Source organism: Vibrio gelatinilyticus, from assembly GCF_022836845.1.
Lineage (GTDB): Bacteria > Pseudomonadota > Gammaproteobacteria > Enterobacterales > Vibrionaceae > Vibrio > Vibrio gelatinilyticus.
Map to the genome: position 1 here is coordinate 427719 of NZ_JAJNNZ010000001.1, position 19297 is coordinate 447015.

The 19297-nt window shown below is 46.1% G+C and carries 18 protein-coding genes; 7 read left to right on the top strand and 11 right to left on the bottom strand.

Annotated features, from left to right (window positions below):
* Positions 1–103: 103 nt before the first annotated feature.
* Positions 104–982: a Tim44 domain-containing protein gene (locus LNL84_RS01960; protein WP_244354758.1), complete on the bottom strand. Its 879-nt coding sequence runs from the start codon at positions 980–982 to the stop codon at positions 104–106.
* 282 nt (positions 983–1264) lie between these two features.
* Here LNL84_RS01960 and LNL84_RS01965 point away from each other — a divergent pair, with 282 nt between their 5' ends.
* The 3 genes from LNL84_RS01965 to LNL84_RS01975 all read left to right on the top strand — a co-directional run bounded on the left by LNL84_RS01965 (position 1265) and on the right by LNL84_RS01975 (position 4785).
* On the top strand, positions 1265–1855 hold the full coding sequence (locus LNL84_RS01965; RefSeq protein ID WP_244354840.1) for a TetR/AcrR family transcriptional regulator: 591 nt from the start codon (positions 1265–1267) through the stop codon (positions 1853–1855).
* A 15-nt stretch (positions 1856–1870) separates the two neighbouring features.
* The gene (locus tag LNL84_RS01970) at positions 1871–3745 is read left to right on the top strand and encodes an MFS transporter (RefSeq protein ID WP_244354760.1); all 1875 of its coding nucleotides are present in this window, start codon (positions 1871–1873) and stop codon (positions 3743–3745) included.
* Positions 3746–3861: 116 nt separating this feature from the next.
* Complete coding sequence (locus LNL84_RS01975; protein WP_244354762.1) at positions 3862–4785, top strand: YeiH family protein; 924 nt, start codon at positions 3862–3864, stop codon at positions 4783–4785.
* Here the strand turns inward: LNL84_RS01975 and LNL84_RS01980 are convergent.
* The 7 genes from LNL84_RS01980 to LNL84_RS02010 all read right to left on the bottom strand — a co-directional run bounded on the left by LNL84_RS01980 (position 4751) and on the right by LNL84_RS02010 (position 12310).
* Positions 4751–4945, bottom strand: a complete 195-nt coding sequence (locus tag LNL84_RS01980) for a hypothetical protein (protein ID WP_244354764.1) — start codon at positions 4943–4945, stop codon at positions 4751–4753. The two genes, LNL84_RS01975 and LNL84_RS01980, sit on opposite strands and share 35 nt — an antisense overlap.
* Before the next feature lie 72 nt (positions 4946–5017).
* A complete protein-coding gene (gene menE, locus LNL84_RS01985; protein ID WP_279610910.1) occupies positions 5018–6439 on the bottom strand; it encodes an o-succinylbenzoate--CoA ligase in 1422 nt (473 codons plus the stop codon).
* Complete coding sequence (gene menC, locus LNL84_RS01990) at positions 6436–7425, bottom strand: o-succinylbenzoate synthase (protein WP_244354768.1); 990 nt, start codon at positions 7423–7425, stop codon at positions 6436–6438. The genes menE and menC overlap by 4 nt, the downstream gene beginning before the upstream one ends.
* Positions 7426–7588: 163 nt before the next feature.
* Positions 7589–8455: a 1,4-dihydroxy-2-naphthoyl-CoA synthase gene (menB, locus tag LNL84_RS01995; RefSeq protein ID WP_244354770.1), complete on the bottom strand. Its 867-nt coding sequence runs from the start codon at positions 8453–8455 to the stop codon at positions 7589–7591.
* Between the two features lie 12 nt (positions 8456–8467).
* Positions 8468–9307, bottom strand: coding sequence for a 2-succinyl-6-hydroxy-2,4-cyclohexadiene-1-carboxylate synthase (gene menH / locus LNL84_RS02000; RefSeq protein ID WP_244354842.1), 840 nt, complete (start codon positions 9305–9307; stop codon positions 8468–8470).
* A complete protein-coding gene (gene menD / locus LNL84_RS02005; RefSeq protein ID WP_425244274.1) occupies positions 9297–11003 on the bottom strand; it encodes a 2-succinyl-5-enolpyruvyl-6-hydroxy-3-cyclohexene-1-carboxylic-acid synthase in 1707 nt (568 codons plus the stop codon). Before menD ends, menH begins: the two co-directional genes overlap by 11 nt.
* Positions 11003–12310 carry an isochorismate synthase gene (locus LNL84_RS02010; RefSeq protein ID WP_244354772.1) on the bottom strand — a complete coding sequence of 436 codons (1308 nt, stop codon included), beginning with the start codon at positions 12308–12310 and terminating at the stop codon, positions 11003–11005. The genes menD and LNL84_RS02010 overlap by 1 nt, the downstream gene beginning before the upstream one ends.
* Before the next feature lie 229 nt (positions 12311–12539).
* On the opposite strand from LNL84_RS02010, the gene LNL84_RS02015 reads away from it, so the two are divergent.
* The 3 genes from LNL84_RS02015 to LNL84_RS02025 all read left to right on the top strand — a co-directional run bounded on the left by LNL84_RS02015 (position 12540) and on the right by LNL84_RS02025 (position 15816).
* Positions 12540–13754, top strand: coding sequence for a pyridoxal phosphate-dependent aminotransferase (locus LNL84_RS02015; protein WP_244354774.1), 1215 nt, complete (start codon positions 12540–12542; stop codon positions 13752–13754).
* Between the two features lie 104 nt (positions 13755–13858).
* The gene (yfbR, locus tag LNL84_RS02020) at positions 13859–14443 is read left to right on the top strand and encodes a 5'-deoxynucleotidase (RefSeq protein WP_244354776.1); all 585 of its coding nucleotides are present in this window, start codon (positions 13859–13861) and stop codon (positions 14441–14443) included.
* 41 nt (positions 14444–14484) lie between these two features.
* A complete protein-coding gene (locus LNL84_RS02025) occupies positions 14485–15816 on the top strand; it encodes an anti-phage deoxyguanosine triphosphatase (protein ID WP_244354778.1) in 1332 nt (443 codons plus the stop codon).
* A gap of 6 nt (positions 15817–15822) precedes the next feature.
* Here LNL84_RS02025 and LNL84_RS02030 read toward each other — a convergent pair whose 3' ends face one another.
* Entirely contained in the window at positions 15823–16431 is a 609-nt protein-coding gene (locus LNL84_RS02030) for a tRNA-uridine aminocarboxypropyltransferase (protein ID WP_244354780.1), read from the bottom strand.
* A gap of 36 nt (positions 16432–16467) precedes the next feature.
* On the opposite strand from LNL84_RS02030, the gene rrtA reads away from it, so the two are divergent.
* Positions 16468–16974 (top strand): rhombosortase, encoded by a 507-nt coding sequence (gene rrtA, locus LNL84_RS02035; RefSeq protein ID WP_244354782.1) that lies wholly within the window; start codon positions 16468–16470, stop codon positions 16972–16974.
* 7 nt (positions 16975–16981) lie between these two features.
* On the opposite strand, the gene LNL84_RS02040 is transcribed toward rrtA, so the two are convergent.
* Both LNL84_RS02040 and ppiD read right to left on the bottom strand, forming a co-directional pair.
* On the bottom strand, positions 16982–17275 hold the full coding sequence (locus LNL84_RS02040; RefSeq protein ID WP_244354784.1) for a ComEA family DNA-binding protein: 294 nt from the start codon (positions 17273–17275) through the stop codon (positions 16982–16984).
* A 141-nt stretch (positions 17276–17416) separates the two neighbouring features.
* On the bottom strand, positions 17417–19276 hold the full coding sequence (ppiD, locus tag LNL84_RS02045; protein ID WP_244354786.1) for a peptidylprolyl isomerase: 1860 nt from the start codon (positions 19274–19276) through the stop codon (positions 17417–17419).
* Between the last annotated feature and the right edge of the window lie 21 nt (positions 19277–19297).

Genomic DNA, 19297 nt, shown 5'->3' on the forward strand with positions numbered 1-19297 from the left:
GACCTTTATGCCTATAGGTTGCTGACCTGGCCAGTGACCAATGAGCATAAAAAAGCCCGTGATGATTTATCACGGGCTCAGATTAACTTGATGTTGAGAGCAATTAGCCTTGGATACCAACGATTAACCACGGTGCATTGTCAACAGTAAGATCGCGCTCTAAGTGCCAGATGTCATCGATATCTTCCTCGATACCTTCGACTGCATCACGGTAACGTCCCGTAAACTGCAAACTAAGCTGTGCCTTAGATGCGTCATGATCAGCGCGTACAATCTCGGCATCAACATACATAACATCGGTATGCTGTTCACCAGCAAGTTTAGCGCGCTCTGCTTTAAGATCGTCTAGTAAGCTTGGTGACACGTACTCTTCAATAGTGTCGAGTTCATTGTGATTCCATGCACCTTGTAATACACGGTAATGTTCACGCGCACCGTTTACAAATGCCGCCTGATCAAACCCAGGCGGGTAGTTGTGGGGTACATCACTTTGACCAGAACTGCCAAAACCACCTGCTGTCGCATTCGACGTTTGCTCGAAGTTATGTACATTCGAAGCTTGATCAAATTGATGATTATTACCACCAAATGCTGGCTGTTGACGATGCTGGTTCATGCTGCCCTGTTTCGCGCCTAGCACCCCTCTCATCAACTTAAAGATAAAGAAAGCCACCAAGCCCATAATCAGAATATCCATAAATTGGATACCCTCGAATGCGCCACCAAAGAACGCGGCGAGTAGGCCACCAGCAAGCAAACCACCCATTAAGCCACCCATCAGACCTTTCTTGCCTGAGGTTTGACCTGCCTGATTTTGGTCTTTACGAATAGAATTCGTGTTCTGTTGTTGCTGCTTTGGAGCCGGAGCCGTTTTAAAACTCTTACCAAACGACTTACCGCCGCCAAATCGCTTTGCTTCCGCAATTGGGGTCGTCGTCACTGCTACCATGAGCAATGCGACTAATGAGAATAAACGTTTCATTATTAACCTTATAATATTGTTACTTACCAGCCCGTAGAAGACCACTGAACTGCATTCCTTCCCCTCTCCGGGAGTTGGTACAACTTTCATCATATACCGACCGACGAGGGAATAAAATCACTTTGCGAAAACGACTTGTTTCAGAATGTTGCAAATTTTGTTGCGCAATTTGTGTAATTTACGATTAATTTTTGCTAACTCTCAATGTTCGATGCTATTTGTTGACGCTCCATATCCCCCCATCTAAAATAACGAACTGTGTTCAATTACCCTAATCCGACTATGGCCCGCAGAAACGATCATACCCGCGAAGAGTTGATAGACCTGACTCTCAACACTGTTAGAGACTATTTGGCTGAACACTCTCACCATAATTTAAGCCTTAGAAAGGTCGCCAATCTTATCGGTTATGTTCCCAGTACTTTGGTGAATGTGTTTGGCAGTTATAATTTGTTGCTATTGCATACCGTAGCTAGAACTCTTGATGAATTGTCGAACGAAGCAAGACTGGTTGTAGAGCAAGCAGAAGGGCCAGAACAAGCGCTGTACGCCTTAGCGTATTGTTACCACGATTTTGCGCGCCAAAATCCTTATCGCTGGCAATTGATATTTGAACACAATATGAACGGTGATAAGCTGCCTGAATGGCAGTCACAACGCATCGATAGCATGACCGCCATGTTGGAAGGTTTATTGAGTGTCATTCGACCAAACTATTCCGCTAGCCAGGTCCTGCAGGCAAGTCGAGTTTTATGGTCTGGGGTTCACGGAATTACCTTACTTAGCGTTGATGATAAGTTTTTTGCCGACGAACCTATCGATGGCAAAGAACTGATTGAAAATCTACTTAGCAACTACTTGAACAGCTGGTAAACAAAAGGACTTGTAATGACCACTAGCAAACCAGCCTCTTTGTTACAGCAAAGACGCTTTCTGCCTTATTTTGTCACACAATTTTTTGGCGCTTTTAACGACAACATTTTTAAAAACGTCCTGTTACTTTTTGTTGCCTTTGCTGGGCCTCAGGTTCTTCCTATATCCAGCAACTTGTTTATTAATGCTGCGGCTGGTCTCTTTATTCTTCCTTTCTTCCTATTTTCCGCCTCTGCTGGTGAACTGGCTGATAAGTACGAAAAGTCCTGGTTTATTCGTAAGGTTAAATTGCTCGAAATCTCGATTATGTGCTTAGGCGCCATTGGCTTTATCACCGAAAGCTATGGCATTTTACTGTTTTTGCTTTTCCTTATGGGGACACAATCTGCGTTTTTTGGACCAGTGAAGTACGCGTTATTGCCCCAACAACTAAAATCTGACGAATTACTATCAGGCAACGCGCTTGTCGAAACGGGGACGTTCCTTGCCATATTACTAGGAACCATTGGCGCGGGTGTTATTGCCTCTGCTGATAACGCCAAATATGTTGCGGCCGCTTCCGTCTTGATCTTTGCTTTGCTGGGCTACTTTGCCAGTCGTAAAATCCCGTTAGCCCCGGCTGCGGATCCGTCAATCAAATTCAAGTGGCGACCATACAGCCAAACCAAGGCAACGCTTAAAATTGCCCATCAAGACCGCGTTGTTTTTCAATGCATCATGGCCATCAGCTGGTTTTGGTTTTTAGGGGCAAGTTACCTTACTCAGTTTCCTAATTTCACTAAAATCCACCTTAATGGAAATGAAGCGGCCGTTTCTTTCTTGCTTGCCCTTTTCTCTATCGGTATTGCTTTTGGTTCAATGCTTTGTGACCGAATTTCCAAGAATCGTATTGATGTGGGAATTGTGCCTATCGGCAGCATCGGCATCACTATTTTTGGCTTATTGATGGCGACATCTGTCCCGAGTGAATTACCCCAGTTTGAATCGTTCCAACAATTTATCGCCCACGCACCGCTATGGCCTCTATTTGGTTACTTGCTGTTACTTGGGGCGTCAGGCGGGCTGTTTATTGTCCCTCTTTACGCACTCATGCAGCAACAAGCTAAGGAGACCGAGCGAGCTCGGGTGATCGCCGCTCTCAACATCTATAACTCTCTGTTTATGGTTGGCAGTGCTGTAATGGGTATCGTGTGCTTATCGGTACTGGAATTATCAATCACGCAATTGTTTGGCATACTCGCCATCCTAAACGCACTGATTGCAACGTATCTATTCTTGCAAGTCCCTATTTTTGCCATTCGCTTCATGGTTTGGATTCTGACCCACCTCATGTACCGCATCAATCATAGAAATCTGCACCATCTTCCTAAGGAAGGCGGTGCATTAATTGTCTGTAACCACGTAAGTTATATGGATGCCCTACTTCTTAGCGCAGCAAGCCCACGCCTTATACGTTTTGTAATGGAAGAAGACTACGCCAACTACCGCCCAGTTCGTCGCTTTTTAAAGCGTGCTGGTGTTATTCCAATTTCGGCCAGCCGAAGAAACTCCATTCGCCGTGCATTTAGCGAAGTGGAGAGAGCGCTCGCTCAGGGTGAGATTGTCTGTATTTTCCCAGAAGGTCGCCTGACCTCTGATGGTGAGATCAGCGAGTTTATGCGCGGCATGGACATCATTATCAGGCGCTCGCCCGTCCCTGTCATCCCTATGGCTCTGAAAGGCCTCTGGGGCAGCTACTTTAGTCGAGCAAAAGGTCGTGCTTGCAAAGGCATCCCAACGCGCTTTAGAGCCAAACTGGAACTGGAAGCTGGCGAACCCATTTCCCCAGAGCATGCCAGCAACCAATATATGCAACAACGCGTTTGCGATCTTAGAGGTGACTGGCGTTAAGTTTTTCTTAACGCTAGTTCAATAAGTTTAGATTTTTCTGATCGCCTAAGCACGCTACTATACAAACATTCGGCGAGGTCTACTCTCGCCAGTTTGTTGTTAAGAAGGACTTCTCTTTGAGTACGCTACGCTCCTATCCCTTTTTCTGGTTTGCGGCATTACTGTGCCTTTCTCCTTGGATTTCATCTCCAATAGCATTAGTTACCGGATTTGTCTTGAGCAGTTTCGGCATGGTTCCGACACAGCTGCCCATAGCAAAGATAACCAAAAAGCTTCTCGCTTACTCAATTATTGGATTGGGGTTTGGTATTCATCTCGACCAAGCGCTACAGGCTACCTCTAATGGTTTAGGTATTATCGTTGCCACCATTGCAGGCACCTTAATCATTGGCTGGTTTGTCACAAAACGAATTGGCCTTGAACAAAAGACCGGATATCTCATTGCCTCTGGCACCGCTATTTGCGGCGGCAGTGCGATTGCTGCTGTTGCGCCAGCTATTGATGCTGATGACCAAAGCATTGGGGTGGCATTAGCGACGGTTTTTGTACTCAACTCGGTCGCGTTATTTGTCTTCCCTGTGATTGGGCATGCGCTTGCTCTGGACCAAATTACCTTCGGTACATGGGCCGCCATCGCGATCCACGATACATCCTCAGTGGTTGGCGCGGCTTCCGCTTACGGTGAAGAAGCATTGACTACCGCGACCACTCTAAAGCTCGCTCGGGCACTGTGGATCGTACCCGTCGCTTTTGTCAGTGCACTGCTGTTTAGCCACAAACAAAAAAACATCACCATCCCATATTTCATAGTGTTCTATTGTGTCGCCATTTTAGTGAGCGATTACTTACCCGAATTCGAGACGGTCTATCAAGGGGTTTTCTCTGCGTCTAAGCAAATGTTGGTAGTCTGCTTGTTTCTCATCGGCTGTAACATTTCTATCGAAAAACTAAAACAAGCTGGGAGTAAGCCAATGTTGTTTGGCGTGGGGTTATGGGCTGTGATTTCTACAACATCTCTTGCTTGGCTGATGTTGACTTAGTCGGGGAATTTGCACGCGTAGCAGTGGGATATTTTATCCAGTAAGCCAGCACTACCGCCAGTAAAAAGGCGGTAAGCTCAGCAATCGCTCGGGTTAATCCATGAGACACGACAGCAAGAATGACTTGTAGCAATATCGCAATGCTGAGTGTGATTTTCATAATTAACGTCCGTGACTGTTCATTGCCAATATTATGAACAGATGCTTAGACTTAGAAAAATTCTCTTTTGGACTATGAAATAACTACATGTTCACTTTGATAGTGTTTTAGCCAGATTTTGATGTCATTTCTCGATGTTTTTATCCCCGTCGACGCCATATTTTCTGGCATTAGGTAGTACGCAATAGGCCACTTAAATCGCTCAAGAACCTCTCGCAAGCACCGATGGATACTATCGTGACAAGGCAAGGTTTCAGCTCTAATAACAGCAACTGGGCGAGCGCCAAATTCGGAACAGTTAACCGGAACAACCGTGACTTGTTGAATGTCCTCATGTTGTAGCAATGCCGCTTCTATTTCTTCGCAGTGAATGTTTTCTCCTCCTGAAATAAACAGGTTATCGGCACGCCCTATGACCTTAAGTTCTCGTACTTTGAGTGTAGGTTCTATCCACTGCCCCAGATCGTTTGTATCAAACCAACCTTGCTCATTGGTGAGCGATTGCAGCTTTCCTTGATGAAAATACCCTTCAGCCAATGTCTCACCTGCAATATGGATTCGCCCCTGTTCAATCTTGACGTTGCGATAAGGAAGCACAGTCCCCGCCGACTCTGCTGCGCCAATTGACTTTGCCGTTACGGTTGAAGCGGCTTCGGTTAATCCATACCCTAACCAAATATCAATCGAGTGAGCCCTCGCCTCATGAGTGAGCGCCTGAGGTATATGACTACCACCAAGCAGCACTCGTTTGAGCTGCAGTGGCACCGTTGAGTCCAATATGCGCTGCAATTGCGTCGCCACTAATGAGGCATGACTCACGCCTTGAATATCGCTATCCAGATGGCCACAACCAACTTTAAGTACTGCACCAACAGCCAACCATCGCCAAATAATAGCCAATCCAGAGACATGGAACATCGGCAAACTTAACAGCCAAACGTCATTAGTATCATAGGAAAAATGGTGCATAAGACCTTTCGCTGATGACATGTGTTGCCTGGCTAAATGCAAGACCGCTTTGGGATGACCGGAAGATCCTGAAGTAAAGATGATTGAGGCTGGGTTAGTGGATTGGAATAGACAAGCGTTTTTCTTTGTGCCTAATTCAATGTCACCATTAACCCATTGCCAGTGTGGTTGATAAGCGTCAGTATCTAGGTCGTCATTCATATCCCAGATACAAACCTGCTCATTTGGTGCATACAGTGTATCGATTTTTTTCTGAAGCAATGGAGCCGATTGAGGCGGGATGAGCGCCGGTGTCACATTAAGCTGCAAGCAAGCAAGGTAGGCAAAAACCAACTCAAGCTGATTTTTGCCTACTAGTACCACGATCTGCTTTGACGCAACACCGTGATTAATGAGGTGTTGGCAATATTGCTCTACGGCAGTATCGATCTGCTCCCAGCTCCACTTACGTGCACCACATATTAGAGCGGTCTTGGACGCTCTCGACACCAACCAATTTTTCCAGGGTGATGACTCTGACCTCATTCAGATTGCCAATAGAGGTCTTGTGATTCCAATGTAACAACTTCAGCATCACACCCCGGCCAGGCACTGTCTAATTGAGCATCAAAAAGCTGCATGGTATCGAGTCCTGGAACCTCCCTCGGAAGCAACCACTGTGACAATCTCGCTAGTTGGGTAAGACCGATATTGGACTCCAGACTTGAGCTGATAACAACTTGCATTCCTTGTAGCTTAGCCTCATCGACAATTCGGATACATGTTTGCACATCACCAATCAAGGTTGGCTTAATGACTAACGCTTTGACGCCTGTAAGCTCTTTGACAGAAAAGCCCGGCTCTTTAACCGCTCGCTGCAATGTCTCGTCCCACGCTATGGCAATGCCAGTATCAATGGCAAATGACAAGCTGTCACCCGGGTGACTGCACGGCTCTTCGACGAAGGCGATTCGCTGTCGCAACGACGGGGCAATATGTTTGGCAAAACTTTTGGCTTTCTCTAAGGTCCAGGCCTGATTGGCATCAAGACGCAGGGAAAGATCAGGGATAGATTCAAGTAGAAGGCTTACCAGCATACCGTCGCGAATCGTTTCGTAAAGGCCAACTTTCACCTTAGCTACTTTTGGTCCCGTCATTTCATTGAGTAGCGGAATAAGCTCATCAGGATCGCCACTGCAAAGCGGTGCAGCTTGATAGTTGGCCGTCGGGGGGAGCAAGCCTTTCAGCTCAAACAAAGCCATCGAAAGGCCAAACGCGACCGAAGGGCAACATTGAGATAAGTCAAGCTCTCGATTGTGCACCCATAATTCTAACTGGTGCTGAGCCTCAATACCGGCTTGCTCTAATGTTTCTTGACTAAACCCAGGCAGAGGCGCAATTTCGCCTCTTGCCACCAAACCAAATTCAGCGATCTCTACGATCCACCCTTCTCGATTTGAGAGTTTTTTTTCTCTCAAAATTACGCCACTGTCCATGGGTAGACAGTAGCGATATAGTCTCGCAATTCTCATAATTTTGAGTCCTACTTTGTCAGTTGAGGGTCTTGCACAGCTAGACATCTAATTGGGCAAGTTTAAATCCACCTCATCTCAAGCCGTTAGCTTGAGTACCTGTTCATCTAGGTTGGCGAAGCATCATAAATGCACTTCGCCATTTAGCGTGTCGAGTGTACTTTTATGGGTTACGTGGGAACTTATCAAAGTCTGGACGGCGCTTCTCATTGAATGCGTTGCGCCCTTCCTGACCTTCTTCTGTCATATAGAACATCATGGTGGCATTACCCGCCAACTCTTGTAAGCCTGCTTGGCCGTCGCAGTCCGCGTTCAGGGCAGCTTTCAAGCAACGCAGAGCCATTGGGCTGTGCTGTAGAACCTCTCGGCACCAGCGAACAGATTCCCTCTCTAAATCATCAAGTGGAACAACCGTGTTAACCAGCCCCATATCGACGGCTTCTTGAGCGTCGTAAAAACGACATAGGAACCAAATCTCGCGCGCTTTCTTTTGACCGACTATTCTAGCCATGTAAGAAGCTCCCCAGCCGCCATCAAAAGAACCCACTTTCGGTCCAGTTTGACCAAACTGTGCGTTATCCGCCGCGATGGTGAGGTCACACATCATATGCAATACGTGGCCACCGCCGACTGCCCAGCCTGCGACCGCAGCAATCACCGGTTTAGGACAAGTTCTGATCTGACGTTGAAAATCCAAGACGTTAAGGTGATGGGTTCCACTGTCATCCTTGTAGCCGCCATAATCGCCACGGATGCTTTGGTCACCGCCAGAGCAAAACGCTTTTTGGCCAAGGCCCGTCAAAATAATCACACCGACTTTTTCGTCGTAACGAGCATCCGCAAGTGCATTAATCATTTCTTTGACTGTTTGTGGGCTGAACGCATTGTGTACTTGAGGGCGGGCGATAGTAATTTTTGCGATTCCATCATCAGATTTGTGATACTGGATTTCTTGATATTCGCCTGTTGCGTCTGTCCAATTGACTGGAGCGTAGAGTTCTTCTTCTGTTAATCCAACTGTTTTAGCCATGGTGTTTCCCAATTAATTTATTGTGCCGCCAAGGGCAACATTTTGTTCTATGTAGTTTTTAAGCCTGATTGCTAATTGCTCAGGCTGTTCTACGTGGACATTGTGACCGGCATTGCCAAGCACCTGATAGTTGAGCTGGCTATGCTCTGCCAATGTCCGAAATTTTGTGTCATGCTCACCACACAGGTAAAGCACGGTTGTGTCTTGCTTAAAACGCAGCGCTTGAATCGATTCAAGCAAATCTGGTTGCTTTGAAAGTGACGTCGCCATCAACATATTGGCCAATGCACTGCCAAGATTACCACTGCGTTTTGTCACCAAATATTGTCTTTGCTCATTATTTAGTGAAGAAAACACATCTTGTTGGTACCAGTCGCCCAATACCTGCGCGATTGGCTCACTTTCGAACCGCTTTGCCCAACGCTTATCGGCTTTATACCGTTTCTTACGAAGCTCGTCGCTTTGCAGACCAAAATTCCCGCCCTCGATCACGCAGCCGACCAGATTTAGAGGGGCAAATTGAGATGTTGATAATCCATACATCAACAAGCGCGCCCCCAATGAATAGCCCACCAACACTAACGGTGCATCGACTGGTTCATCGTTGGTTTTAAGTGCGTGTCGCAGTGATCGCTCTATCATTTGGCAGGCGTCATCAAACCCAGTGCAGGTCATCGTTTGACTCCTGCCATGACAGGGCAAGTCAATCGAGATCGAAGTGTATTGACTTAAGTAACTTATCGTCGCTTGCCAATCTTCATTGCATCCAAGAAAACCGTGGATAAACACCACTATCGGTGCGGTTTTGCAAGGTGAAGACAATACGGCTTTACGGTAGTGACTATGAAGCATGAAGGCGGCGACTAATCGTTCGAATGAGATGGCCCACTTCCTGAGCATGAGTCTTCACTTCTATTAACAATGTGCCACTGCCATTTTTCAGATGCTGACACAAAAGTTGGTTAAGCTCTTTAGCGCAACCTGGTGACGAATATTGTAAACCAAACTGCGCGGCTGAATGAGTGAAATTCAGACCATGCGGCATTTGATAACACTGCTGTTTTTGCTGCTTGGGGACTGGCAATAAATCGAAGATAGCCCCACCATCATTATTGGTGACCACAATGACGTTCGGTGTTAACACATCACGAAATAGTGCCAAAGAATTGAGATCATAGAGCAAAGAGGTATCACCAAGATAAAGCGCAAGCGAGCGCTCCGTCGCAATATGCACGCCATAGGCTGTGGCGACTAACCCATCGATCCCCGACGCACCTCGATTGGTGTAGACGTCTCTTTGTTTTAGACTCACAAACATGTCGGTCAAACGCACAATAAGGCTGTTGCCTAAAAATAAACTGATATCACTAGGCAGTTGATTGATCGATTCTGCTACGTCAATTTCACTGATATGTTTGGGCTGTGCCTGCTTGATTTCACGGCCGACAAGCTGACAGTATTGGCTAAGTTCCTCCGCCCATGCGCAGTGGCGGCTGTTATCTACTAAGTTTTTTGCCTCATCAAGCCATTTCGATAGTTCGGCTTGCCAATGCAGCATTGGCAAGTGATTGGGATTTATGCGTTGAGATTGCTCGGTCACCAAGACAAGCTCTGTCCCTGACTGCCCTTGTTGTTCTATCCATTGCAACAGGCGCTTAGAAACGAGGCGCTCTCCGATTTGCACAATCAAATCACACTGGCTCAACAATGCATTGGCCTTACCATTTTGCAACCAGATATCGAACCTTCCCCACTCGCTGCCGACACCCGATTGTGGATCACACAAAACAGGCCAACCCAACTGGTTAGCGAGCATCAACGCTTGCTGGCTGTGCGCGAGTGAAAGCGCACCTAATACGATAGCGCCTTTTTTGTTTGCTAAGTTCAGTTGAGAAATCTGACCCTGATACGATGTGGCTGGAAGCCGCATATAGCGAACATAGGGCTTATGCCCAACCTGCCATTTTTGAATAGGCTTGATGTAGTCGGTGAACTCAGATTTGTCTTCTCCGCCATAGAGCGGCTCGGGAAATGGGCAGTTTAAGTGAATAGCACCGCCAAACTGCTCCTGTGTTCTTTGTATATGGTCAATGGTCGTTAGTAACCATGCCAGGGGGATCTGGGTACTGGGGCTTGGCAGATTAACGGCGTCACTAACATGCGGCGCAAATACACCCGGCTGCTCGATGGCTTGATTTGCACCACAACCAATGAGTTCTAAAGGGCGATCGGATGTCAGCAATATCAGTTTTTCACCCGTCAATTTAGATTCAGCGACGGCTGGGAGAAGATTGGTCACAGCTGTCCCTGACGTAACGATCACCACAACAGGCTTACGACTGACTTTTGCCAAACCAAGGGCCATAAAGCCAAGGCCGCGTTCATCGAAATGAGTGTGAATGTTAAAACAACCGTGTTCTACCGCTTCTAAGGTTAATGGTGTGGAACGTGAACCCGGCGCAATGCAAATATCGTTAACACCTAAGCGGTAGAGTTCTTCGAGTAGTGTTTGAGTCCATACTCGATTTAAAGCAGCTTGATTATTCACTAGGATGCAACACCTAAGGACGGGTTATCAGAAATGAGGCTCAGCAAAGTTGACATCTTCTTATCGAGCTCTTGCCACTCATGTTCGGCAACAGAACCAGGCACAATGCCCGCGCCTGCAAACAACTGGATTTGATCGTTAAGAAGCAGTGCGCTGCGAATCGCAACACAAAACTCGGCCTTGTCTTGGGCAATATAACCGATAGAGCCAGCATACCAGCCACGAGCAAACGGTTCATGTCGCTCTATGTAGGCCATCGCTTCCTTTCTCGGTAACCCAGCAACCGCAGCTGTAGGTTGAAGCGCCTGCAGTAATTGCACCGCGTTAATACCAGAATTCAATTGACACTGGATATTGCGTTTCAGATGTTGAACTTGTCTCAAACGTACTAGCCTAGGCTCAGTTTCAGCCTGAATCACCGGGGAGTAAGGGGCCAGGCTTTGTAGAATGTCATCAACGACATACTGGTTTTCATTGAGATTTTTATTGTCACTTGAAAGCCAGTTGGCCAATTGCATGTCTTGCGTCGCATTACTGCCTCGGCCAATTGTACCTGCAAGGGCTTCGGTTTCTAACTCACTGCCGACCCTACGATAAAGACGCTCAGGTGTTGAACCAACAAAACTGTGTTTATCTGACAATGACATCAGAAAATGAAAACTATGGTTGTTATGCAAATAACTCGCTTTTAACAACTGCTCAGGTGATATGGGATCACTTAGATCGATAGCCGTTTTGCGTGCCAACACCACTTTTTTAAACTGACCGTCCTCAATACCATTGAGTACGTCATCCACCATGCCGCCCCATTCGCTCTTGTCAGGAATGTGCTGCATAGAAACTATCGAAGTGCCTATCGGTGCCAGATCCGGTGCATCACACACCAACTGTCGAAGAGCTTTGATGATGAGATGCTTTTCTTTGCAAAGGTTAACGGCAAGACGCCATGTCTTGTCAAATCGAATGAGCTCAATTTTGGGTAGGAAAAAGAAAGCTGACATGCATCGACGATTTTTGGCCGTATGCCCATCAAAAGAACGTCCTCCCCAGACGCGCTGTCTATCCGCCAAGATAGTAAATGCAGGCGCGGCCTCTGAGAATACATGCAATTGGCCTAACGCGACGACTTCTTCTCGTGTATCGCGAGACTGCCAATACATCTTTGGAAATACAGGTTGAGCTCCCAACCAGTCAATAAAGTGACTTCTGGGCTTTTCCGTTAGATGCTGTTCAATGCGTTTCACTTCGGGGCTGACTTCATTCACACGTTCAATGAGTTCAGCGATAGCATGCTTTAAGTGAGACAATTCTACCTCGGTGACTAGTGCTTATGTTTTTCGATTAATAGGTTACTGTATTTCTACATACCCGAGAGATCAAGAACATGAGCGTGTATTTGTTAATGCTGTACAACTCTATGACTTACAACAAATGATCTCGATTCTAAATCCATCACTTTTAACAGATTTTTATTCTATCAAAACTGCAATTGGTGTACTTTAATAAAGAAAACCATTAATTTCCAGGAATCAAACAATGAAAAATATCGAGATGTCGTCAAAACTCGATAATGTCTGCTACGACATTAGGGGACCTGTACTCAAACATGCTAAGCGCATGGAAGAAGAGGGGCATAAAATACTAAAGCTCAATATAGGTAATCCCGCCCCGTTTGGTTTCGATGCCCCTGATGAAATTTTAGTCGACGTCATCAGAAACCTGCCGACGTCACAAGGTTACTGTGATTCGAAAGGGATCTACTCGGCGCGAAAAGCCATAGTGCAACACTATCAACGTAAAGGGCTTCGCAGCCTGGATGTTGAAGATGTTTACATTGGAAACGGTGTCTCTGAGCTTATCGTGATGGCCATGCAAGCGCTACTCAATAACGGAGATGAGTTGCTAGTACCCGCCCCTGATTACCCACTTTGGACTGCGGCGGTATCATTATCTGGTGGTAACCCGGTTCATTACCTATGTGATGAAGAAGCAGACTGGTACCCGGACCTTGATGATATCAAAAAGAAAATCACACCGAAAACGCGTGGGATCGTACTCATTAACCCAAACAACCCGACGGGTGCTGTGTACAGTCGCGATTTCCTTTTAGAGGTGATTGAGATTGCAAGAAAACACAATCTGATTATCTTTGCTGACGAAATCTACGATAAAGTTCTCTATGATGGTGCCACACACACTTCAATTTCGACCCTAGCCGATGATGTTTTAATGGTGACGTTCAACGGCATTTCAAAGGCATACCGTGTATGTGGTTTCCGTGGTGGTTGGATGTTCTTAACAGGTCCAAAACACATGGCCAAAGGCTATATCGATGGTTTGGAAATGCTGGCCTCGATGCGTTTGTGTGCCAACGTTCCAATGCAACATGCGATCCAAACAGCACTAGGGGGATACCAAAGCATTAATGAGCTCATCCTTCCTGGCGGCCGCTTACTTGAGCAGCGAGATAGAGCCTATGACCTCATCACTCAAATCCCCGGTGTGAGTTGTGTGAAACCGAAAGGAGCAATGTACCTGTTCCCGAAGATTGACACTAAGATGTACAGCATTAAAGACGATCAGAAAATGGTTCTCGATTTTCTCAAACAAGAAAAGGTACTGTTGGTACAAGGCTCTGGATTTAACTGGCCTAAGCCTGACCACGTTCGGATCGTGACTTTACCTCACGTTGAAGATCTGGAACTGGCGATTGGACGCTTTGAAAGATTCTTATCGACTTATAGTCAGTAACTCTTTCATAATACAAACAATAAGCCTATTCTTAATAAGCGCTACGCATACCAAAACATTGTCGAGTTTTGGCTGTTTAGCGCTTTTATTATGGAGTCAGTTGTATGAAAGAAAGTCATTTTTTCGCTCACCTTGCCCGAATGAAACTGATACAGCGCTGGCCTCTCATGCGCTCAGTGTCAACCGAGAATATTTCTGAGCATAGCCTTCAAGTCGCTTTCGTCGCCCACGCCTTAGCCATTATCAAAAACAAAAAATTTTCCGGTAATGCCAATCCCGAGCGCATCGCCATACTGGCCATGTACCACGATACCAGCGAAGTTCTTACCGGCGACATGCCCACCCCAGTCAAGTATTACAATCCTGATATTGCTAAAGAATATAAAAAGATAGAAGCAGCAGCGGAGCTCAAGTTACTGTCATTACTACCCGAAGAGTTCCAAGACGAATTTCGACCTTTTTTGGTCTCGGATAGTGCTTACGAAGAAGACCGTGATATTGTTAAACAAGCCGACTCCATATGCGCTTATCTCAAGTGTTTAGAAGAACTCAGTGCCGGTAATCATGAATATGCACTCGCAAAAAAACGGCTCGATGGCACACTTAAAGAGAAACAAACGCCAGAGATGGAGTATTTCTTAACCACATTTGCACCGAGCTTTGAACTTTCACTTGATGAAATCAGTTAGCCCGACGCAGTCATTTTTAGCGCAAGGAGCAAAAGGACTAGATGGAACTGACCAACCAAGAGACTTGGCAAGCTAGGCACAGCGACGAACATAAGTTACGTCGTGACGATCATAGAGATCCGTACCAACGTGACAGGGCGAGGATATTGCACTCAGCAGCGTTTAGACGTTTGCAAGCAAAGACTCAAGTTCACGGAGCTGGAGGCAACGATTTTCACCGAACTCGTCTTACGCACTCTTTAGAAGCTGCCCAGATTGGTTCTGGCATTGTCGCACAGCTTCATCAAAAGCACAGTGAATTCTCTCCTTTGCTACCTTCAGATAGTTTAATTGAATCTTTATGCCTTGCCCACGATATTGGTCACCCACCCTACGGCCATGGGGGCGAAGTCGCTCTCAATTTCATGATGCGTGATCATGGCGGTTTTGAAGGTAATGGGCAGACATTTCGTATCGTCACTCAATTAGAGCCTTATACCGAATCCCACGGCATGAATTTAACTCGTCGCACGCTTTTGGGGCTATTAAAATACCCGGCGTTTATTAGTCAAACCCGAGCCGAACAGTCGCCCCTCCCCTCACAACAACGCCGACAACTAAAAGCCAAAGAATGGACACCAGCCAAAGGCATTTACGATGTCGACAAACCACAGCTCGACTGGGTCTTTGCCTCACTGTCTGGATCAGATATCAACGCACTCGCTCAAATGAGACCGAGCTCTAACGATCCATTCAAACATAAAAAAACACGCTATAAATCTCTTGATTGCTCAATCATGGAACTGGCAGATGATATCGCCTACGGCGTACACGACCTTGAAGATGCTATCGTTCTCAAATTAGTCACGCGCGACCAATGGGACGCAACAGCTGCGCTCGAACTGAAAAGCCTGACGGGGTGTTGGCTCGCGCAGCAAATTGACTCCATCAGCGCCATGCTGTTTTCAGAAAAGCATTATGAACGTAAAGATGCCATAGGTGGCATTGTTAACGCGCTGCTAACGAGTGTACAAATCCATCCCGAAGCGCATGAGTTTGATGAACCTTTGTTAAGGTACAATGCCTACCTCAGCCCTGAGATGACTCATGTTCTCAACATTTTGAAATCATTTGTGAGCAATTACGTAATTCAGGTCCCCAGAGTTCAGATCTTCGAATACAAAGGACAACAGATCACTATGGATTTGTTTGAAGCGTTTAGCGCTGACCCTGAGCGTTTACTGCCCGATTCAACCTGTAAACTGTGGCGCGATGCCTCCGACTCCGCAGAAGAAGGGATGCGAGTAATAGCTGACTATATCTCGGCGATGACTGACGGTTACGCACAAAAAATGCATCAGCAGCTTTTTGCCGCTCATACGAGTATCGGATAACCCGATCTAGTCATTGTCATAGTGCTTTCGATATAGATCTGGGGGCATCTGTTGAATTTGAAAATCTATCATGTTTTTAAACGCAGACAGCAGCGAACCAAAGTTACATTCAGGTTCAACAAGTGATAGCAAATGATATCCCGCTTCAACGGTGGATAAGCTGTTCTCAGACGGCGCTTTGCGAATCCGGTAGTCCCCTTGTAAATCTTCGGGCAGTTTAACCTGTGGTAAAGCGTGCAGATTTTTGGAAAGCTGCCATATTTTGTAGGCTTTTTTCCATGTCCCATCAAGCAAGATAAAGCGCTTGGGGGACGCTCCGTCATGGTTCGAACTCTGGCGGTGTAATACTGTAGCGTGCTCTGCGGGAAATAGAACCGAAGTCTCTATATCATCGTCCAGTACTCGATTCAGCGTTTCATTATCGGTAAAGTCTTCTCCGACAAGAACTCGAGTGTTAACTAATGACAACGATAGTATTCGCGCAGTCCCAAGAGGTCTTCTCTCTTCGCTAGGATGCTGTAATATCAACAGTTCTGTGGTTGAGTTTATTGGTGAAATCCATTGGCATATGCAGGCTTTCAAGGCTTTTTTACATTGAGTACAATACCGAGACATGAGGCTCACTTGAAAATTCGATTAATAATCATCAGTATGATTTGCATTTTAGCACAACTGCCTTTGATACAATCTTGGCTCGTGTGGGATAAAACCGCGATCAATTCGGGGCAATGGTGGCGCATCCTAACAGGAAATTTCTCTCACACCAACAGCGTCCATTTGATAATGAACCTCGCGGCGCTGTGGATTTTAGTATGGATTTTCCGCCCGAGACCTAATCACTTTGTGTTTTTGCTTATCTTTATTAGCTCAATCATCGGTCTTTGCTTGCTGTCAAGCTCTCTTGGCTGGTACCTAGGGCTATCTGGAGCCTTGCACGGCCTGTTCTCTTATTGGGCTTTAAATGAAGCTCTCAGAGGCCGAAGGACCAGTTGGGCGCTAGTTGTGGCTGTCATTGCAAAAGTAGCTTGGGAGGGCGTGTACGGCGCGTCAGAGGTCACAGCCCAAATGATCGACGCGAGTGTCGCAACAGAAGCACATTTTATAGGTACCATCGCTGGATTAGCAACGGCCAGCGTCGCAAAGCTAATGCAGCGATGATGAGAGTTTACAACAAAATTCTATCGCGATTTTTCTCGACGGTTGTTGTGCCTATCCCTTTAACATTACTTAAATCATTCGCGGTTTTAAATGGGCCATTCTGTATTCGATAATCCACAATCTCTTGCGCTTTCTTTAAACCAACACCTGTGAGCAGTTCAGCCAACTCCTCAGCGCTAGCTTGATTAATATTCACTGTAATTTCTATCCCTTCAAGCTTGCTCTCGTCTGCATGAGCGAACGGAGCAAGAGGCCCCAAAGCGAACAGGCTAATAATCAATAATGAAATGAGTTTTTGCATGGTTTTCTCCTTTTTTAAAAAGAAAACTATAGCGCTTTGGGGCCATATGAATATTAGAAGTAGCCCAAAACAAAACGAGCCGCATTAGCGGCTCGTTTTAAGAGAGTTATCAGTTTCACTACATGAGTGACTTACATCAAACTACTGTTCAACAACGAAGTACTCTATGTCTGCGTTATCTCTCAGTACAGTAAGTACTGCAGTCAGATCTTGTTGGGTACTAACTCGTTCCATTTGCGCACTGATTTGCTCGTTGTATGCTGGATCAAAATTCGCCGCAACCTTAGTTAGCTCAATAACAACCACATTGCCTTCCATATCTTTGCTTTGTGCAAAAGTTGATTGCTCTGCCTGTGGCTTAGCCATTGCAAATGCAGTTCCGGCCAGTGGCGAATTACGGTCAATAGTTTCTAGCTCACCGAAAGCGATGTTATTGCTCTGCAGTAAATCTCGCTTACCTTCTTTGAGCTCCGCCACTAACTGTGCGCCAAGCTCTAGAGCTTGTTGTTCACCTTTAGCTGCTGCCAATTGAATCTCTACCTGCTCACGTACGTCGTTAAGTGGCAAAACAGTTTGCTCACGAACATCTTCAACGCGCACTACAATTACATGCTCGGGAGCGACTTCAACCACTTCAGAGTTCAACCCATCTTCTTTAACTTCAGGGCTCATCAGCACTTGCATAACAGCAGGCGATTTCAGCAATTCAGGGGCATCTTGCGCAGACACAAAATCCGTGGTCTGAATGCCCAAGTTAACTGCTTGTGCAGCATCATCAAGAGAGTCAGGATATTCAAATGCTACTTTCTCTAACTCATTTTGCAGAGCGTAGAACTCATCTACTGCAATTTGATCGCTCAACTCGGCAACAATCTCGGCATGCACTTCAGAAAGAGGTTTAGACTGAGAAGCTTTCAAAGCATCCAGTTGGATGATGTGGTAGCCAAAATCAGATTTAACCAAAGCAGTACGGTCGCCAACATTAGACAGTGCAAAGGCGGCTTCTTCAAAAGCAGGATCCATCACGTCTTTTTCAATCCAACCTAAAGACCCACCTTCTTCAGAGCTGCCAATGTCTTCAGATTTTTCTTGAGCTACAATCGCAAAATCAGCACCCGCGTTCAATTCGTCTAAAATAGCTTGCGCTTTTGCCTCGTCATCACCTTGAACCAGGATGTGACTAACACTGCGTTGTTCCGCTGTTGAGTACTTATCTAGATGCTCATCATAATACTGTTGAATTTCATCATCGCTAATATCAACTGTACCTTTTAAAGCTTCTGCTGACAGTTCGATATACGCAACTTTCACCTGCTCTGGGCGAGTGTACTGCGCTGGGTTTTCATCGTAATATTGCTGAATTTCTTCAGATGTAATGTCTGCGTTCTCTGCAAACGTCGCCTTCGATAACGTCAACGTACGAATATCACGAGTTTGTGTCAGTAGCTTGCTTTGCAGTTCAACTTCACTTGGCAACGTGAACTCACTGCCCTGCAGTGCCATCATAAGCTGGTTTCTAACCAAATCACGACGTAGGTATTCTGCAAAACTGTCTGCACTGAAACCTGCACGGCGTAAAGACGCTTGATAGATTTCTTGATCAAACGCTCCGTTGTTTTGGAATTGAGGCATATCCAAGATCATTTGGCGAATTTGAGTATCGCTGATTCGAAGACCAAGAGATTCCGCGTGCTGCTCAAGCAATACATCGTTGATCATTCGATCAAGAACAGACTTTCTAAACGACTCTGCGTAGGCTGGATCGGCTAATAGGCTCGCAAAATAATCACCTAGCTGCGATTGCATGCGATTGCGCTCATTTTGGTATGCCTGTTCGAATTCACCACGGGCAATTTCTACATTTCCTACTTTTGCTGCGACATTGGCGCCACCACCAACGATGTAACTCCCAACACCGGCGAATACAAACGAAAGGATGATCAATCCAAGGATAATTTTCACCGCGATGCTATTAACGCCTTCGCGTAATCGTTCCATCATAATTTAACTACTCTCAAGACT